This is a genomic window from Pseudarthrobacter sp. L1SW (assembly GCF_020809045.1).
Taxonomy (GTDB): Bacteria; Actinomycetota; Actinomycetes; order Actinomycetales; family Micrococcaceae; genus Arthrobacter.
Genome location: NZ_CP078079.1, coordinates 3,024,940 through 3,041,432 on the forward strand (window position 1 = coordinate 3,024,940; position 16,493 = coordinate 3,041,432).

Consider the following 16,493-nt stretch of genomic DNA (forward strand, 5'->3'; position numbering starts at 1 on the left):
GTCGCCGTCGGGCTTAGCAAGAGTTGTGTGGGCTACCGGGTGCTGCCTGCCAGGAGTCCGCGGCTGCGGAGCAGGCGCTTCTCGATGGGCCCGAACACCAGCAGTTCAATCAGGATGCCGACGGCGAGGATCAGGAGGATTGCGGACATCACCACGGTCATGTCGGACAGGATGCGGCCCTGGTCCAGCAGCGAGCCCAGGCCGAATCCGATGGTGCCTCCCACGGCGATGATTTCTGCCGCCATGAGTGAACGCCAGGAGAAGGCCCAGCCCTGCTTCAGGCCGCCGAGGTATCCGGGAAGGGCGGCGGGAAGGATGATCTGCAGCGCCATCTCCAGGCGGGAGGCGCCCAAAACAGTCCCAACCCGCCGGTACTGCGGCGGAATCTGGTCCACGCCGGAGATCAGCCCGTTGATGATGGAGGGGATGGCGCCCATGAACACCACGAAGTACACGGTGGCGTCGGTGAGGCCGAACCAGATGATGGCTGCGGGAACCCATGCGACGGACGGCAGGACCTGCAGGCCGGAAATCAGCGGGCCGAACGCGCGGCGGAGCGGGGCCACCTGGGCCAGCAGCAGGCCCACCGGTGTGGCGATGGCCACGGAAATCAGGAAGCCCACCAGCCCCCGCTGCAGCGAGGTCCACACCGCTTCCTGGAGCTTGCCTTCGTTCCAGAGGACGCCCACCTGCGCGGCGACGTCCAGAGGGCCCGGCACAAGGTCGCGCCGTTTCAGGCCGAGCGAGACGTAGAACTGCCAGGCCAGCACCAGCACCACCAGGGCGGCGATGGGCAGCAGGATCCGGCTCCAGTCGATCCGGTGCTTGCGTGCGGCGTCGGACTGCAGCGAGTCCAGCCCCGACTCGAGTTCGCGCAGGTCCTCGGTGCCGGTGGAGGTCCTCGTCAGGGCGGCGTGGATGTGGCGCGGCTCGGCCGATTCGGCGGACGCTTCGGCAAGAGGCGTGGGGTTATTTGGCATGGCGGCGAATCTCCTCACGCAGCCGGGCGGTGATGACGCCGGTCAGCTGGCCGGCGAGCCCGGCGTCGGTTCGGTGTTCCTCGGTGACGGCCCATTCCTGGACCACCCGGCCGGGCCGCGAGGACAGCAGCAGCACGCGCTGGCCCAGCCGGACGGCCTCGCGGACGTTGTGGGTCACGAAGACGATGGTGCGCCCGGTTTCCTTCCAGATCCGCTCCAGTTCGTCGTGCAGCAGGTCGCGGGTGATGGCGTCGAGGGCGGCGAAGGGCTCATCCATGAGCAGCAGCTGCCGGTCCTGGGCGAGCGACCTCGCCAGGGAAACGCGCTGCCGCATGCCGCCGGAGAGCTCGTGGGGGCGCTTGTCCCCCGCTGAACCCAGGTGCACCAGTTCCAGGAGTTCCTGGGCCTTGGCCTTGCGCTCGGCCTTGCCCACGCCGCGGAGTTTCAGGGCCAGCTCGATGTTTTCCCGGGCGGTCAGCCAGGGGAACAGGGCGGCGTCCTGGAACATGAAGGCGGCGCCGTCGCTGGGCACTTCCAGGGCGCCCGACGACGGCGGCTCCAGTCCCGCGATGATGTTCAGCAGGGTGGATTTGCCGCAGCCGGACGCACCGAGGAGGGCAACGAACTCGCCCTTCCCGATGGTGGCGTTGACGTCGTCCAGTACCGGGGCGCCGTCGCCAAAGCGCTTGCCCAGGTGTTCCAGTACGACTGGCATGGTGCGTCCTTAGGTTGGTGGGTGGGATCAGTCCTGGCCGAGGCCGGCTGCTGAAATCTTGCTTGCTGAGACCCCGTTGAGCGGACGCAGGTCGAAGAGCCCGTTGATGTCGGCCTGCTTGGTGGTGCCGGCCTCGACGCCGTCCTGCAGCAGCCGCGGGTAGCTTCCGGCCAGCGGGTCAAGCGTGTAGGTGATGTTGGCCAGGGACCGGGCCAGGACGTCCTCGGCCAGGGCTGCGCCCGCGGATTCCTGGAGGGCCGAGTTGATGACGGACGCCTTTTCCGCTGCCGGGGCCTCGTTCAGCCAGGCCACCGACTTCGCGTGGCCGGCCAGGAGTGCTTTGACGGTGTCCGGGTGGTCCGCGGCGAACTTCTGGTTCACGATCAGCACCGTGGTGGGGAACTCGCCCGGCTTCCCGGTGCCCGCCCCGTCCCACAGGTCCTTCTCGTCCACCAGCACCTTGGCTCCGGCCTGGAGCACCAGGCGTGACGCCCACGGCTCAGGCAACCACGCGCCGTCCAGCTTTCCGTCCTGGAAGAGCTTGAGTGTCTGCGCGTTTTCCGTGGGGTTGATGGCGACGTCGCCGCTGCCGTCCACGTTCGTCTTGTAGCCCTGGTCAGCAAGCCAGGCGCGGAGGGCCACGTCCTGGGTGCCGCCCAACTGCGGGGAGGCGAGGGTCTTGCCCTTGAGATCGGTGGAGGAGTTGATCTCCGGCTTGACCACCAGCTGGGCGCCGCCCGCGGCGGCGCCGGCGATGATCCTGACGGACTCGCCCCGGCTCTTGACGAAGGAGTTGATGGCCGGGTTGGGACCGATGTAGGCGGCGTCGATGGCTCCGGCGTTCAACGCCTCGATGGCCGCCGGCCCGGCATTGAAGGTTTCGGTGCTGAGCGAGGTGCTGCCCAGGGCCTCGGCCAGGAACCCCTGCTTAATGCCCACCAGCGCCGGGGCGTGGGTGACATTGCCGAAGTAACCCAGCTTCAGTTCAGCGGCGGGGCTCGGTTCAGCGGCCTGGGCCTCTGTGTTCCGCGAAACGGTGGACGCCACCACCGCCCCGACGGCGATCAGCAGGACCAGTCCGATGGCCAGGGCAGCCTCGACGGCACGCTTGCGCTGGGGTGCCGCGCTTTCGCCTGCCACGATGCGGGTCATCCCGGGCTTGGAACTAGTCATTGTTTCACCATAGGGAGTGGCCCAAACCCGTTCAATGAAGCCTAAACGGGGGGTCACGCAGGTTCATCTAGCGTCATATTCGAAACGCGCGCATGCTGCTGTTAAGCGTCAGCCCGTCTTGGGCCGCTCAGTTGCCCTTGACGTTGATGAGCTGCCGCAGTTTGTGCCGGACGGACACCAGGTCCGCCGCGTCCTGCATGACGACGTCGATCGGTTTGTAGGCTGCCGGAATCTCGTCGATGAAGGCCTCCGAGGCCCGGAACTCAATCCCGCGCATGGCCTTCTTCAGCTCCTCCAGGGAGAAGGCCTTGCGCGCGGCGTTGCGGGAGTACTCGCGGCCGGCACCGTGCGGCGAGGAGTTCAGCGACTCGGGGTTGCCGCGGCCTGCCACAACGTACGACGCCGTCCCCATGGACCCCGGAATGAGTCCAGGATCGCCGGGCTCGGCTTTGATGGCGCCCTTGCGGGACACCCACACCGACTTGCCGTAGTGCGTCTCCCGCTGGGTGAAGTTGTGGTGGCAGTTGATCCGCTCCAGCTCGCGCACGCGTCCGCCCACCCAGTGGCCGAACTGGGTGGCAACGCGGTCCATCATCTCCTCGCGGTTCAGGAGGGCGAAGTGCTGGCCCCAGCGCAGCTCCGCAATGTACCTCTCGAACTGGGGCGTGCCCTCTTCAAGGTAGGCGAGGTCCGGATCAGGGAGGTGGATCCTGCTTTTCGTCACCACGCGCTGGGCGACGCCGATGTGGTGCTGGGCGATCTTGTTGCCGACGCCGCGCGAGCCGGAGTGCAGGAAGAGCCAGACTGCGTCGGATTCGTCGGCGCAGACCTCGATGAAGTGGTTGCCAGAGCCCAGGGAACCCAGCTGCAGCTCCCATTTTTCGACGTACTGGCCGGGGTTGAAGCCGGCCTTCGCGGCCTGCCTCTTCAGCTCGGCGATCCGGGGTTCCGCTGTGGGAACGACGTTCCTGTTGTTGTGGCCGGCGGAGAGCGGGATGGCACGCTCGATGTCCTCACGCAGCTTCTTCCGGTCCTTCGGGAGATCCTTGAGGGCGTACTGGGTCCGGACGGCGATCATGCCGCACCCGATGTCCACCCCCACCGCCGCCGGGATGATGGCATGCAGCGTGGGGATGACCGAGCCCACCGTTGCGCCCTTGCCCAGGTGGGCGTCGGGCATCAGGGCGAGATGCGGATAGATGAAGGGGAGCTGCGAGGTCATCACGGCCTGCTCCCGGGTCTTCTTATCCAGGATGGACGCCCAGTTCAGGAGCTTCGGGCTGATGGCTTCCATGCTTCCCCTCCCGCTGCCGGATCCGGACTAACGTGGATTCAAGGCTACTCCCGCAATCAGACGAACCCGCCGCTGCAAGGAGACGCAACCATGGTGAATGTGCAGACCCAGATCCACATCAACAGGCCGCGGGCCGAGGTGGCGGAGTACGCCGCCAATCCGGACAACGCACCGCAATGGTATGTGAACATCCACAGTTCGCAGCGACTGACCAGCGGCCCGGTAGCCGCCGGGTCCAGGGTGGCTTTCACCGCGAAGTTCCTGGGCCGGGAGCTGAGCTACACCTATGAGTTCGTGGAGTACGTCCCGGGCGAGAAGCTGGTGATGAGGACAGCCCAGGGCCCCTTCCCCATGCAGACCACCTACACGTGGACGGACGACGACGGCGGCACGCGCATGAGCCTCGGCAACACCGGGAGCCCCTCAGGTTTCTCGCGGCTGGCAGGGATCTTTATGGCGCCGATGATCCGGCGGGAAACCCGGAAGGACCTGCGGAAGCTCAAGTCGATCCTCGAGGGCGGGCATTAACGCAGCCGTTAACCACGAAATCGCCGGAACGCTGCGGGAACGCCGTATCTCTACGGCGGCCTCACGCTGTTCCGGCGATTCCGGCGAAAACTAGATGCTGTAGCGCTCGTCCTCGTGGTCGCCCGGGTGGTCCTTGACCAGGCCCGCAGCCAGTGTGTTGCCGTCCAGCGGGTCGATCACCAGGAACGCGCCGGTCCGGCGGTGGTGCAGGTAGTTCTCCAGCGGCAGCGGCGCAGCGAGCCGGAGCTGTGCGTTGCCGATGTCGTTCAGTTCCAGGGTGGACGCCGGCTCCAGCTTGAAGGAGGCAAGGTCCAGCTTGCCGGACACGTTGCGGACCAGTGCCTGGACCGTGCGGGTGCCATGCTTGACCAGCACCTTCTGGCCCTCGCGCAGCGGCTTCGGGGACAGCCAGCACAGCGCCGCGTAGAGGTCGGCCGAGGCTTCGCGGACGGTCCCGGCGGCGGCAATGGTGTCACCGCGGGCGACGTCGAATTCCTCAGCCAGGCGGATGGCCACGGACTGCGGGGCTGCGGCTTCCTCCAGCGAGGCGCCGGCGAAGTCGATGCCCACCACGGTGGTGGTGCGCGGGTCCTGGCCGGGGGTCAGGACGGAGACCTTGTCCCCCACCTTGACCGAGCCCTCGGTGATCTGGCCGGCGTACGCGCGGTAGTCACGGTAGGCCTCCACGTCCAGGCCGGCAGCCACGGCGTCCGGAGCCAGTGCGCCCTGCGGCCGGATAACCAGCTGCACCGGGAAGCGGAAGCTCTCCAGGTGGCTTTCCAGTTCGTCGGCTGCAGGGAGGGTTTCGAGGACCTCGAGGAGCGCAGGTCCGGTGTACCAAGGGGTGCGCTCGGAGCGCTCCACCACGTTGTCGCCGTCGAGCGCGGAAACGGGAACCACCAGCAGATCCGTAATCCCATCAGAACCGAGGCCCAATTCGCGGCCCACCTGCTGCACGTCGGCTTCGATCTCGCGGAACACGGACTCGCTGAAATCAACGAGGTCGATCTTGTTCACGGCCACGATCACGTGCGCCACGCGGAGCAGCTGCAGCACGGACAGGTGGCGGCGGGTCTGCTCCAGCACGCCCTTCCGGGCGTCAATGAGGACGACGACGGCGTCCGCAGTGGACGCGCCGGTCACCGTGTTCTTGGTGTACTGGACGTGCCCGGGGCAGTCGGCCAGGATGAAGCTGCGGCGGTCGGTGGCGAAGTAACGGTAGGCCACGTCGATGGTGATGCCCTGCTCGCGCTCGGCACGCAGGCCGTCGGTCAGCAGGGCGAGGTCGATCCCGCCCTTCTCCCCGCCAAAGCCGCGGTCGGCCGAAGTCCGCGCAACGGCGTCGAGCGTGTCAGCCAGGATGGCCTTGGAATCGTGAAGGAGGCGGCCCACCAAAGTGGACTTGCCGTCGTCGACCGATCCTGCGGTGGCGAACCGGAACAAAGTGGTGGGCAGGGCTGTTTCCAGGTCCGCCGGGAGAACTGCTTCGGTGGTCATTAGAAATACCCGTCCTTCTTGCGGTCTTCCATGGCGGCCTCGGAGATGCGGTCATCCGCACGGGTGGCGCCACGCTCGGTCAGGGTGGAGGCGGCAACTTCAACCACGACGTCGGACACGGTGTATGCGTCCGACTCCACGGCGCCGGTGCAGGACATGTCCCCCACGGTGCGGTAGCGGACGGTCTTGGTGATGACGTCCTCGTGCGGCAGGGGCTGGGAGACTTCACCGACTGCGCGCCACATGCCGTCGCGGGCGAAGACCTCGCGCTCGTGGGCGTAGTACAGGCCGGGCAGCTCGATGTTCTCGCGTTCGATGTAGCGCCAGATGTCCAGCTCGGTCCAGTTGCTGATGGGGAACGCGCGGACGTGCTGGCCCACGGTGTGGCGGCCGTTGTAGAGGTTCCACAGCTCGGGGCGCTGGTTGCGCGGGTCCCACTGGCCGAACTCGTCGCGCAGGCTCAGGATGCGCTCCTTGGCGCGGGCCTTGTCCTCGTCGCGGCGTCCGCCGCCGAAGACGGCGTCGAACTTGTTCTGCTGGATGGCGTCCAGCAGCGGGACGGTCTGGAGCGGGTTGCGGGTGCCGTCGGCGCGCTCGGCGAGCTCACCGCGGTCGATGAACTCCTGCACGGAGCCCACCACAAGCTTCAGGCCCAGGCGCTCCACGGTGCGGTCGCGGAAGTCGATGACCTCGGGGAAGTTGTGGCCGGTGTCCACGTGGAGCACGGGGAACGGAACCTTGCCCGGCCAGAACGCCTTGGTGGCCAGGTGCAGCATCACCACGGAGTCCTTGCCGCCGGAGAACAGCAGCGCAGGCTTCTCAAACTCGGCAACAACCTCGCGGATGATGTGGATGGCCTCGGACTCGAGGGTGTCCAGGCTGGAGAGTCGGGTTGAGACGGCGGACTCAGTCACCTGGGTCTCCTCGGTTAGTGAAGTGCTCATACGTGTAGTCCGCATTCTGTCTTGTCGGTGCCTGCCCAGCGGCCGGCTCGGGGGTCGTCGCCGGGCGCTACCTTGCGGGTGCAGGGCTGGCAGCCGATGGAGGGGTAACCCTGGGAAAGCAGCGGGTTGACGGGCAGGAGGTTGTCGTCGGAGTACTGGACCAGCTGGTCGAACGTCCACGCGGCCATAGGGTTGACCTTGACCAGGCCGTTCTTCTCGTCCCAGCCCACCAGCGGGGTGTTGGTGCGGGTGGGCGCTTCGTCGCGGCGGACGCCGGTGAACCAGAGTTCGTAGCCGGCAAGGGTGCGCTGCAGCGGGGCCACCTTGCGGAGGGCGCAGCACTGGGCTGCGTCGCGGGCAAAGAGGTCCTTGCCCAGCAGCCGGTCCTGCTGCTCCACCGTGTTCTCCGGGAGCACGTCCACCACGTTCACGCGGAGGTTCGCGGCCACCTCGTCACGCGTGGCGTAGGTTTCCGGGAAGTGGTAGCCGGTCTCCAGGAACAAGACGTCGACGCCGGGCATCTGGTCAGCCACCAGCGCCGGCAGGACGGCGTCGGCCATGGAGCAGGCGACGGCGACGGCGGGGAGCTCGAAGTTGCGCTCCACCCAGGCGATCACGTCGCGGGCCGGGGCGTCCCAGCCGAGCTCGGCAGCGCCGGCCTCGGCCAGCGCCTTCAGTTCTTCCTTGGAGCGGAGTTTGGGGGCTGCAGGTTCAGCAACAGCGGTTGCCGCCGTGGCCTCCACCTGTGCAGCGGCTTCCGCCGGCGCAACTACCGGGTCCACTCCGAGTGCATGCTTGCTCATTACTGCAGTGCCTCCTCGTCTGCTGCGTGGGCCCATTCGGCGAAGGTCTGGCCTTCGGCACGCTGGGCCACGAAGGTGCGGACGACGCGCTCAACGTAGTCGGGCAGGTCATCGACGTAGACCTTGAGGCCGCGGACGGTGCGTCCCAGCCCTGCTTCCTCGCGTTCGTTGGAAGCCAGCCCGCCGCCCAGGTGGACCTGGAAGCCCGGGGAGGGGTCGCCGTCGGGCGTTGGAAGCATCATGCCCTTCAGGCCGATGTCCGCCGTCTGGATGCGGGCGCAGGAGTTGGGGCAGCCGTTGATGTGCAGGGACAGCGCGTGCGGCAGTTCGCCGGACTCCGCCAGGTCCGCCAGGCGGCGTTCCAGTTCGGCCACGGCGGTGGCGGCCGTGTGCTTGGTCTCCACGATGGCCAGCTTGCAGTACTCGATGCCGGTGCAGGCGATGGTGCCGCGGCGGAACACGGACGGACGGGCGGACAGGCCCAGCGCGTCCAGTTCGGCCACGAGCGGCTCAACCTGGTCCTTCTCGACGTCCAGCACAACGAGCTTCTGGTGCGGCGTGGTGCGCAGCCGGTAGGAGCCGCGGGCCTCGAGGGTGTCCGCGAGCTTCACCAGCGCGGCGCCGGACAGTCGGCCGGCCAGCGGCGTGGCGCCGATGAAGAACTTCCCGTCCTTCTGCTCGTGCACGCCGATGTGGTCACCGGGGGTGGTGGGCTTGGGCGCGGCAGGACCGTCGGCCAGCTTGTAGCCGAGGTATTCGTCCTCGAGGATCTGGCGGAACTTCTCCGGACCCCAGTCGGCCATCAGGAACTTCAGGCGGGCCTTGGTGCGCATGCGCCGGTAGCCGTAATCGCGGAAGATGCTGGTGACGCCGAGCCACACGTCCGCGGCCTGTTCCGGCTTCACGAAGGCGCCCAGGCGCTTGCCGAGCATCGGGTTGGTGGACAGCGCACCGCCGGCCCAGAGGTCGTAGCCAATGCCGAGTTCGGGGTGGCGGACACCGACCAGCGCAAAGTCGTTGATCTCGTGGACCACGTCCTGGCTGGGGTGCCCGGTGATGGCGGTCTTGTATTTGCGCGGCAGGTTGGACAGCAGCGGGTTGCCGATGAACCGCTCCCCCAGCTCCTCGATCAGCGGGGTGGGGTCGATGATCTCGTCCTTGGCGATGCCTGCCACGGGCGAACCCAGGATCACGCGGGGAACGTCGCCGCAGGCCTCGGTGGTGGACAGGCCAACACCTTCCAGGCGGGTCCAGATCTCCGGGATGTCCTCCACGCGGATCCAGTGGAGCTGGATGTTCTGGCGGTCGGTGAGGTCGGCGGAGTCGCGGGCGAAGTCAACGGAGATCTGGCCGATGACGCGCAGCTGCTCCGTGGTGAGCGCACCGCCGTCGATGCGGACGCGCAGCATGAAGTACTTGTCTTCGAGCTCGTGCGGCTCAAGGGTTGCGGTCTTGCCGCCGTCGATCCCGGGCTTGCGCTGGGTGTAGAGGCCCCACCAGCGGAACCGGCCGTGGAGGTCCTGGCCGGGGATGGCGTCGAAGCCTTCCTTGGAGTAGATGGTCTCGATACGCTCGCGCACGTTGAGGCCGTCGTCTTCCTGTTTCCAGGTTTCGTTGGCGTTAAGGGGCGTTTTGCCGTCCACTTTCCACTGCCCGTGCGGCTTCGCGGCGGGGCGGGACGTGCGGGCCGGGCGCTTGGAGGCAGCGGAGTCCGCGGACGCTCCGGCTAGAGCTGTATCAGTCATGCATCGACTGTAGGTCCCGCCCGAAGAGCGTCACAAAGGCCCGGAAACGCTAAGTCACCTAGGGAAATATTTCGTCACGAAACGCCGGACGGCCTTGAAGAAGCCACCCTCCTGTGTTTCGGGCTCCGGTCCTGCGGGGGCTGCGGCGGCGGGCGCTGCGCGTTCAACCTCAGGCGCTTTGGCAGGCGTTTCCTTCATTTTTGCGACGGCGGCGTCGTACCGTTCCAGCGCGATCTCGGCGAGCACGGGGGACGGCAGCAGGGGTTCGGTGACAACGTCGGCGCCGGCCTTGGCGAGCTGGTCGTGGAAGTGGCCCGGCGCCAGGAGGTAGGAGGCAATCACCACGCGCCCGCCGACGTCGACAGCCCCGGCGGACTCCCCCGCGCCGGCACCGCCTTCCAGTTCCTCGCGAAGCATTGCGACGGCGTCGGGCACTGAAGGCTTGGCCGAGGCCCCGTAGGCGGCCACCATCCGGTTGGACCGGAGCTGCTGCAACTGGCCCAGGAGCTCCTCGACGCTCTTGGCCGCGTTGGGATTGGACGAGCCCGCGGCGGCCAGGACGATCACATCATTGTCCGTGACGCCGGCTTCCCGCAGCCGCTGGTCCAGCAGCTCTGCCAGGCGCGGATCCGGCCCCAGCGGGGCGGCCGCGGCACTTCCCGGCCGGCTCTTCACAGCCCTCGCGATGTCCACCTTCACGTGGTAGCCCACGCTGAGCAGCAGCGGAACCACGACGGCGGATTCCCCCTCGGGCAGGCCCGCCACCACGTCCACCAGGTCCGGCTGCTGGACGTCCACATAGGCTTCCCGGACATCGAGGCCCGGGCGCAGCGCGGCAATGGCATCCCGGAGGGCGTTGACCTCCGCGGCACCTTGTGTGTTGGACGTCCCATGGGCGCAGGCGATCATGATGGGGCTGTTCATAGGGGCTAGCGTAACGTTGGAGCCGCTCTGTCCGCCCTCTTTAAACCGCCGGGACGCTCCATGACATTCCCTTTTGACATCGCCCTGGTATGGCTGGACCTGGCCGGCGTCTTCTTCTTCGCCGTGTCCGGGTCGTTGCTGGCGGCCCGGAAGCAGTTCGACATTGTGGGCTCGCTCCTGCTTGCCTCGCTGGTGTCCCTCGGCGGGGGCGTGATCAGGGACATCATCCTCGCCGTCATCCCGGCCGCGTTCACCAACCCCGCCTACCTGGTCCCGCCGGTGCTGGCCACGGTCCTGGTGTACTTCCTGTTCCCGGCTTTCCAGCGCTTCACGTCGCTGCTGGTCCTGTTCGACGCCGGCGGGCTGGCCCTCTTCTGCATCACCGGCACGCTGAAGGCGCTCAGCTTTGGCGTGAACCCCCTGGCCGCAGTCCTGCTGGGCGTCACCACTGCGGTGGGCGGCGGGCTGCTCCGGGACATCACGGCCAACGAGGTGCCGCAGCTGTTCAACCCTGCCGACCTGTACGCCGTACCCGCATTCTGTGGAGCCGCGCTGACCGGCGTGCTCTGGGTGACCGGGACCTTCAATGCGCTCACCGCCTGCGCCGTTGCCGCGGTCGTGTTTGCCTTCCGGGTGTTGGGCTGGCGGCGGTCCTGGCGCATCCCGCTGGCCGTCCACGGCTGGCACCGGACCGGGGCTGGCAGCGGCGAACCGCAGGGCCGCGATTAGCTAGGATATGAAGCATGACTGACATGTTCCTCGAGAAGTTCCGTGCGCTTGTTCCGAAGTATCTCGAGGATGAATGGCAGGAAGAGGACGGGCTGTCCCCCGAAGAGCTGGACAAGGCCCTGGCCGACCACCAGTTCCAGATTCCCCTGGTCCTCCGCGAGTTCTACCTGGCCCTTGGTGGCTGCGAGGACCTGATGGAGGCCTACCACTACTTCTGGGATCCGGACGAGCTCGAAGTCGACGACGAGGGCTTCCTGATGTTCCTCGAGGACGAGGAAGAGGAGTACACCTGGGGCTTCCGCGTAGGCGATCTCAGTGTCCCGGACCCCATCGTGTACCGGCGCAACAACGCCCGCGGCCAGTGGAAGTCCGAGGAAGGCACCTTCTCGGAGTTCGTGTTCGACATGTTCGAATGGGCCTTCGAGGACGACGAAGACTAGGGTTCCCCTGTTCATCTCGTTCCTTCTGCCCGGAATGCGTAGTTTTTAGGGCTGGATCCGCCTCGGGCCCTTGGATTCCCGAGGTCAGGCAGCTTTGACTCAGCCATAAGCTACGCAAATAGGCCAAAGTTGCCGACGGAATTGCCACGAAACTGACCGCTTTGCCATAGCTTCAGCACTGCCTGGACTTCAGCCACCATTGCTTCCGGCGAGTGAACGACGTCGTCATAGTAGTAACGCAGGACGAGATAGCCATCGACGATGCTCCGGTTGTTGCGCCGCTGGTCCCGCTTCACGGAACGCGGTTCAAAATGAGTGGACCCGTCGCGCTCGACCACAAGGCATTCCTCCACGAGGAAGTCCACTTCGCCCACTCCGGGAATGAAGACGTGCCTCCGCACCCGAAGCCCGGCTTTCGCGAAATGAGCGTTGGCCAGGACTTCAAGCACCGAGTCTGCTCTGGGAATCACCAAATCCAGTACCGACCGCGCTTTGCCGTTCCGGCGACCCTGGCATTTTGCGAACAGGAAGTCCAGGGAGATACTTCCGCTGCCCACGGCCGACTGCACCATGACCAGAGCATCGGGCCCAGGAAGGCAGTGAAGGGCGTGAAGCAGGACATCGGCCAGCCCAACAACGGGCAGCCACGCATGCTTTGGATGCCTGGGCCGGCCATGGTCCTTTACCCCTGCCGTCTTACTCGGGTGACTGCGGCAGACATGAACGGTTGTAACACTGTTGAGCGTCCAGAGCCCGTACACCGGCGCCGCGGAGAGGCAGGTCAGTCTGCCGCCAGCAGCCAGGGCCGTGGCCATGGCGTCCTGGCGAGGCAGCCCGTAGACGCCCCGCCGAACTTTGACAAGTACGCCCAACCCAACAACCTGGCTGACCATCGTGCGAGAGAAACCCGCCCTCTTCAGCTGCAGTGCACGGGCAGCTCCTCCGTGCCGAATCATGTAGTCATTGATGTCCACCAGAACAGCGTGTTGCCGCCTGGAACGCTCCGCGAGCCGCACTTACGACTATGTGGACAACATGTCAGCGGGTTTGATCCCCGGCCTGCACCGGAATGCGTGATTTTTGACCACCGCCGCCTGCGCCTGCCCCGCAGTCATCCGGGCCATCCGGAGCCCAACACTCATAAGTGGCGCATTCCGGTCAGCCCCCGTCTTAGCCGGCGAAAAGTCTGTGACAGAAGAGGTAACAAGCTACTTGCGCTCTATGACAAAGCTGTCATAGACTATTCACGGATCCGCTAAACGCCTCCGGCGGGTCTGATGCGAACGGAGAGACAGCCTCGGTTCAAAGCAACGTATGACTCGTATCGTTGCCGAGAACCGGGGCTGTCCCGTTTAACGCCAACCCATCGATTGCTCCACACCGGTCGTTATGGCGGGCCAAAAGGGCAGGTGCGGAGCAATCGACGCAAAGAAGAAGCCCGGCACCGTGGGGCCGGGCTTCCGTGCAAGATCCAGGGCTAGCTGGCGCGGTCCACCACGGCCAGCGCGAAGTTGGACAGGGAGTCCTTGACTACGCCCTCGGGCAGGGGGGCGAGCGCGGCGATGGCTTCATCAGCCCACCGGCGGGCAACCACCCACGACTCTGCCGTGACGGGGTGTTCGCGCAGTCCGGCAACGGCCTCGGCAAGCGCCTCATCGGAGGTCAGGTCGCCGTCAATGAGCTGGAGAAGTCCGACGGCGGACTGGTCACCGTCCGCGGCAGCCTTGCGCAGGAGCAGGACCGGCAGGGTGGGCACGCCTTCGCGCAGATCAGTGCCCGGGGATTTGCCGGACTTCACCTTGATGCCGGTGACATCAATAACATCGTCCGCAAGCTGGAAAGCAACTCCCACCTTTTCTCCGTACTCCACCAGGACGGGCTCGAAGGCGGGATCGGCTTCGGCGAAGATGGCGCCCAGCTGCCCGGACGCCGCCACCAGCGAACCGGTCTTGTCAGCAATGACGGAAAGGTAGTGCTCAATCGGATCTTCGTCAGGGCGCGGGCCCACGGTCTCATGCAGTTGGCCCAGGCACAGCCGTTCGAACGTGCGCGCCTGAATGCCAAGGGCACGGGAGCCAAGCTCGGACACCAGGATCGAGGCCCGGGCGAAGATCAGGTCCCCGGTGAGGACGGCCACCGAGTTGCCCCACACCTCGTGCGCCGTGGGCGCTCCGCGGCGGAATGGGGCGGAGTCCATGACGTCGTCATGGTACAGGGTGGCCAGGTGCGTCAGTTCAACCACGACGGCGGCCTGCACCACCGCGGGCAGCGAAGCATCGCCAAGGTGGGCGCACAGCAGGGTCAACAGGGGCCGGATCCGCTTGCCGCCGGCTTCCACCAGGTGCCGCGACGTCGCATCAGCCAGGGGGTCCGAGTTGGCGATCGCTTCGCGGAGCTTTTTCTCCACCCGGGCCAGGTTGGTGGTGATGGCCGGGCCCAGCTCGGGGTCCCCGGCGATGGCGGCGAAGCCCGCAGGCAGCTGCAAACCCGTCGCGATGGCGGTGGTGTTAAGGCTGGGTTCGGAGCCCGGCAGGCCGTGTCCGGCGTGCGTCCAGCTGTGGTCTGCGGCGTTGGTCACGGGTTAACCCTAACTTTTTGTAGCGGATACCGCTGATTGGAGTCTGCCGGGGCGGGCGATGTATTGGTTGTTGCCGGAACCAGCGATTCCAGGACGCGGATCACCCGGTCCTCAAAACCGCGCGCGGACGGGTCCGTGAGGTTGGCAAGGAGCCGCACCACGAACCGCATCAGCACCGGGATTGGCATGCCTGTCCGCAGCGCGAGCTTCATGACAGCCGGCTTGCCGATCAGCGCGGCAAAGGCCCGGCCGAGCGTGAAGTGCGAGCCCCACTGGTCCCGCACATAGTCCGCGTACCGCGCAAGGTGCGCGTCGGCGTCGTACGTTCCGCCCGAAGAAGCCGAGCGCGAGGAGGCGTCGACCAAGAACTCGGCGGCGAAGCGCGCGGACTCCATGGCGTAGGAGATGCCCTCGCCGTTGAATGGGGAGACCATGCCGCCGGCGTCGCCCAGGAGGAGCAGGCCGGGCGAGTAGTGCGGGGTGCGGTTGAAGCCCATGGGCAGGGCGGCGCCCCGGATTTCGCCCACCTGGTTCTCCGGTGTGAAGCCCCAGTCAGCGGGCATTCCGGCGGTCCATTCGCGCAGGACCTGCTTGTAGTCCAGCTTGCCGAATTCCTTCGAGGAGTTCAGGATGCCAAGGCCCACGTTCGAGGTGCGGTCCCCCACGCCGAACACCCAGCCGTAGCCGGGCAGGAGCTTGCCGTCGCGGCCGGGAAGCTCCAGCCAGCCTTCCATCCAGTCGTCGTCCGTGCGCGGCGAGCTGAAGTAGGTGCGGACGGCGACGCCGAGTGGGCGGTCGTCACGCTTTTGGATCCCCAGGGAAACGGCGGTGCGCGTGGAGTTGCCGTCGGCGGCGAGGACGACGTCGGCACTGAACTCAAGCGTCTCGCCCGTCCTGCGTCCGGACTCGTCCAGGAGCGCTGCGCGGACGCCGGTGACGCGGCCGTCGGCGTTCCGCAGCGCTTCGGTGACGCTGTGCCGCTCAAGGATGGCGGCGCCGGCGGCCTGGGCGTGCCGGGCCAGTTCCTCGTCAAAGCCAAGCCGGGTGCGGATCAGGCCGTACTGCGGGAAGTCGGACACCTCGGGCCAGGGCAGTTCGACGGTGCGCCCGCCGGCGATCAGGCGAAGCCCCTTGTTCCGGCGCCAGCCGTCGTTCTCAGGGTGCGGCAGGCCCAGCTTCTGGATTTCACGGACGGCGCGGGGGGTCAGGCCGTCGCCGCAGACCTTCTCGCGCGGGAAGCTCGTTTTCTCCAGGACGGTGACGTCGATCCCCGCCTTGGCAAGGTAGTACGCGGCGGTGGAGCCGGCTGGCCCCGCCCCGACAATCAGTACCTTCACAGGTCAGCGCGTGATGTTGCGGCGCAGCTTGGCCACAGGGCCCTTGTGCGCAGCAATGGCGGCAGCGCCGCCGTTGGACGGAGCCGGGTGGGCAGGTTTGAACGCCCGGTGGACGGCCACAATGCCGCCGGTCAGGTTGCGGTAGGTGACGTTTTCCCAGCCGGTATCCTGCAGCCAGGCGGCCAGGTGGTCCTGGTCCGGCCAGGCGCGGATGGACTCGGCGAGGTAGACGTAGGCGTCCGGGTTGGAGGCGACCTTGACGGCGATGGCGGGCAGTGCGCGCATGAGGTATTCGGTGTACATGGTGCGCCAGAGCGGAACCACGGGCTGGGAGAACTCGGCGATGACCAGGCGCCCGCCGGGCTTGGTGACGCGGAGCATCTCCTGCAGCGCCTTCTTGGGCTCGTTGACGTTGCGCAGGCCGAACGAGATGGTGCTGGCATCAAACGTGTTGTCCGCGAACGGCAGGTTGGTGGCGTCCCCGGCGATAAAGTCGATGTCCGGGCGGCGGCGCTTGCCCACCTTGAGCATGCCAAGGGAGAAGTCACAGGCCACCACGTCTATGCCCGCATCGGCATACGGCTCGCTGGATGTGCCCGTGCCGGCGGCCAGGTCAAGGACGCGCTGGCCCTTGGATACTTCCATGGCTTCCACCACGATCTTCCGCCACCGGCGGGTCTGCCCCATGGACAGGACATCGTTGACGACGTCGTATTTCGGTGCGACGTCGTCAAACATCGTGGCTACTTCGTCCGGACGCTTATCCAAGGATGCTCGGTTCACCCTGACATTGTCTCAAATGTTCA

16 protein-coding genes are annotated in these 16,493 nt (G+C 66.7%); 3 read left to right on the top strand and 13 right to left on the bottom strand.

Annotated elements, in window-relative coordinates:
• Positions 1–32: 32 nt before the first annotated feature.
• The 4 genes from KTR40_RS13980 to KTR40_RS13995 all read right to left on the bottom strand — a co-directional run bounded on the left by KTR40_RS13980 (position 33) and on the right by KTR40_RS13995 (position 4,162).
• Positions 33–980 (bottom strand): ABC transporter permease, encoded by a 948-nt coding sequence (locus KTR40_RS13980; protein WP_228404100.1) that lies wholly within the window; start codon positions 978–980, stop codon positions 33–35.
• A complete protein-coding gene (locus tag KTR40_RS13985; protein WP_104998733.1) occupies positions 970–1,695 on the bottom strand; it encodes an ABC transporter ATP-binding protein in 726 nt (241 codons plus the stop codon). The genes KTR40_RS13980 and KTR40_RS13985 overlap by 11 nt, the downstream gene beginning before the upstream one ends.
• Before the next feature lie 27 nt (positions 1,696–1,722).
• The gene (locus tag KTR40_RS13990; protein WP_228406150.1) at positions 1,723–2,847 is read right to left on the bottom strand and encodes an ABC transporter substrate-binding protein; all 1,125 of its coding nucleotides are present in this window, start codon (positions 2,845–2,847) and stop codon (positions 1,723–1,725) included.
• Between the two features lie 148 nt (positions 2,848–2,995).
• Entirely contained in the window at positions 2,996–4,162 is a 1,167-nt protein-coding gene (locus KTR40_RS13995) for an RtcB family protein (RefSeq protein WP_228404101.1), read from the bottom strand.
• A 90-nt stretch (positions 4,163–4,252) separates the two neighbouring features.
• Between KTR40_RS13995 and KTR40_RS14000 the strand changes: the two genes are divergently transcribed.
• Positions 4,253–4,690, top strand: coding sequence for an SRPBCC family protein (locus KTR40_RS14000; RefSeq protein ID WP_228404102.1), 438 nt, complete (start codon positions 4,253–4,255; stop codon positions 4,688–4,690).
• Between the two features lie 90 nt (positions 4,691–4,780).
• Here the strand turns inward: KTR40_RS14000 and KTR40_RS14005 are convergent, their stop codons facing one another.
• Genes KTR40_RS14005 through KTR40_RS14025 form a run of 5 tightly spaced genes read right to left on the bottom strand, consistent with a single transcriptional unit; the run spans position 4,781 to position 10,603 of the window.
• A complete protein-coding gene (locus KTR40_RS14005; protein WP_228404103.1) occupies positions 4,781–6,187 on the bottom strand; it encodes a sulfate adenylyltransferase subunit 1 in 1,407 nt (468 codons plus the stop codon).
• A complete protein-coding gene (cysD, locus tag KTR40_RS14010; RefSeq protein WP_228404104.1) occupies positions 6,187–7,131 on the bottom strand; it encodes a sulfate adenylyltransferase subunit CysD in 945 nt (314 codons plus the stop codon). Before cysD ends, KTR40_RS14005 begins: the two co-directional genes overlap by 1 nt.
• A complete protein-coding gene (locus tag KTR40_RS14015) occupies positions 7,128–7,934 on the bottom strand; it encodes a phosphoadenylyl-sulfate reductase (RefSeq protein ID WP_228404105.1) in 807 nt (268 codons plus the stop codon). The genes cysD and KTR40_RS14015 overlap by 4 nt, the downstream gene beginning before the upstream one ends.
• Positions 7,934–9,679 carry a nitrite/sulfite reductase gene (locus KTR40_RS14020; protein ID WP_139030070.1) on the bottom strand — a complete coding sequence of 582 codons (1,746 nt, stop codon included), beginning with the start codon at positions 9,677–9,679 and terminating at the stop codon, positions 7,934–7,936. Before KTR40_RS14020 ends, KTR40_RS14015 begins: the two co-directional genes overlap by 1 nt.
• A 54-nt stretch (positions 9,680–9,733) precedes the next feature.
• Entirely contained in the window at positions 9,734–10,603 is an 870-nt protein-coding gene (locus tag KTR40_RS14025) for a sirohydrochlorin chelatase (protein WP_228404106.1), read from the bottom strand.
• A 60-nt stretch (positions 10,604–10,663) separates the two neighbouring features.
• Between KTR40_RS14025 and KTR40_RS14030 the strand changes: the two genes are divergently transcribed.
• Together KTR40_RS14030 and KTR40_RS14035 are read left to right on the top strand one after the other, a co-directional pair.
• A complete protein-coding gene (locus KTR40_RS14030; RefSeq protein ID WP_139030074.1) occupies positions 10,664–11,332 on the top strand; it encodes a trimeric intracellular cation channel family protein in 669 nt (222 codons plus the stop codon).
• Between the two features lie 14 nt (positions 11,333–11,346).
• The gene (locus KTR40_RS14035; protein WP_139030076.1) at positions 11,347–11,772 is read left to right on the top strand and encodes a hypothetical protein; all 426 of its coding nucleotides are present in this window, start codon (positions 11,347–11,349) and stop codon (positions 11,770–11,772) included.
• A gap of 110 nt (positions 11,773–11,882) precedes the next feature.
• On the opposite strand, the gene KTR40_RS14040 is transcribed toward KTR40_RS14035, so the two are convergent.
• From KTR40_RS14040 to KTR40_RS14055, 4 genes are all read right to left on the bottom strand, one after another.
• Positions 11,883–12,746, bottom strand: a complete 864-nt coding sequence (locus KTR40_RS14040) for an endonuclease domain-containing protein (protein ID WP_139030078.1) — start codon at positions 12,744–12,746, stop codon at positions 11,883–11,885.
• Positions 12,747–13,249: 503 nt separating this feature from the next.
• A complete protein-coding gene (locus KTR40_RS14045) occupies positions 13,250–14,350 on the bottom strand; it encodes a polyprenyl synthetase family protein (protein WP_139030080.1) in 1,101 nt (366 codons plus the stop codon).
• Complete coding sequence (locus KTR40_RS14050) at positions 14,347–15,687, bottom strand: geranylgeranyl reductase family protein (RefSeq protein ID WP_228404107.1); 1,341 nt, start codon at positions 15,685–15,687, stop codon at positions 14,347–14,349. The genes KTR40_RS14045 and KTR40_RS14050 overlap by 4 nt, the downstream gene beginning before the upstream one ends.
• 3 nt (positions 15,688–15,690) lie before the next feature.
• Positions 15,691–16,470: a demethylmenaquinone methyltransferase gene (locus KTR40_RS14055; protein ID WP_228404108.1), complete on the bottom strand. Its 780-nt coding sequence runs from the start codon at positions 16,468–16,470 to the stop codon at positions 15,691–15,693.
• Positions 16,471–16,493: the final 23 nt, after the last annotated feature.

Coding starts and splice junctions, on each gene's coding strand:
- KTR40_RS13990 (WP_228406150.1), bottom strand. CDS start 2,847: ATGACCCGCATCGTGGCAGGCGAAAGCGCGGCACCCCAGCGCAAGCGT.
- KTR40_RS14005 (WP_228404103.1), bottom strand. CDS start 6,187: ATGACCACCGAAGCAGTTCTCCCGGCGGACCTGGAAACAGCCCTGCCC.
- KTR40_RS14025 (WP_228404106.1), bottom strand. CDS start 10,603: ATGAACAGCCCCATCATGATCGCCTGCGCCCATGGGACGTCCAACACA.
- KTR40_RS14030 (WP_139030074.1), top strand. CDS start 10,664: ATGACATTCCCTTTTGACATCGCCCTGGTATGGCTGGACCTGGCCGGC.
- KTR40_RS14020 (WP_139030070.1), bottom strand. CDS start 9,679: ATGACTGATACAGCTCTAGCCGGAGCGTCCGCGGACTCCGCTGCCTCC.
- KTR40_RS13985 (WP_104998733.1), bottom strand. CDS start 1,695: ATGCCAGTCGTACTGGAACACCTGGGCAAGCGCTTTGGCGACGGCGCC.
- KTR40_RS13980 (WP_228404100.1), bottom strand. CDS start 980: ATGCCAAATAACCCCACGCCTCTTGCCGAAGCGTCCGCCGAATCGGCC.
- KTR40_RS14015 (WP_228404105.1), bottom strand. CDS start 7,934: ATGAGCAAGCATGCACTCGGAGTGGACCCGGTAGTTGCGCCGGCGGAA.
- KTR40_RS14035 (WP_139030076.1), top strand. CDS start 11,347: ATGACTGACATGTTCCTCGAGAAGTTCCGTGCGCTTGTTCCGAAGTAT.
- KTR40_RS14000 (WP_228404102.1), top strand. CDS start 4,253: ATGGTGAATGTGCAGACCCAGATCCACATCAACAGGCCGCGGGCCGAG.
- cysD (WP_228404104.1), bottom strand. CDS start 7,131: ATGAGCACTTCACTAACCGAGGAGACCCAGGTGACTGAGTCCGCCGTC.
- KTR40_RS13995 (WP_228404101.1), bottom strand. CDS start 4,162: ATGGAAGCCATCAGCCCGAAGCTCCTGAACTGGGCGTCCATCCTGGAT.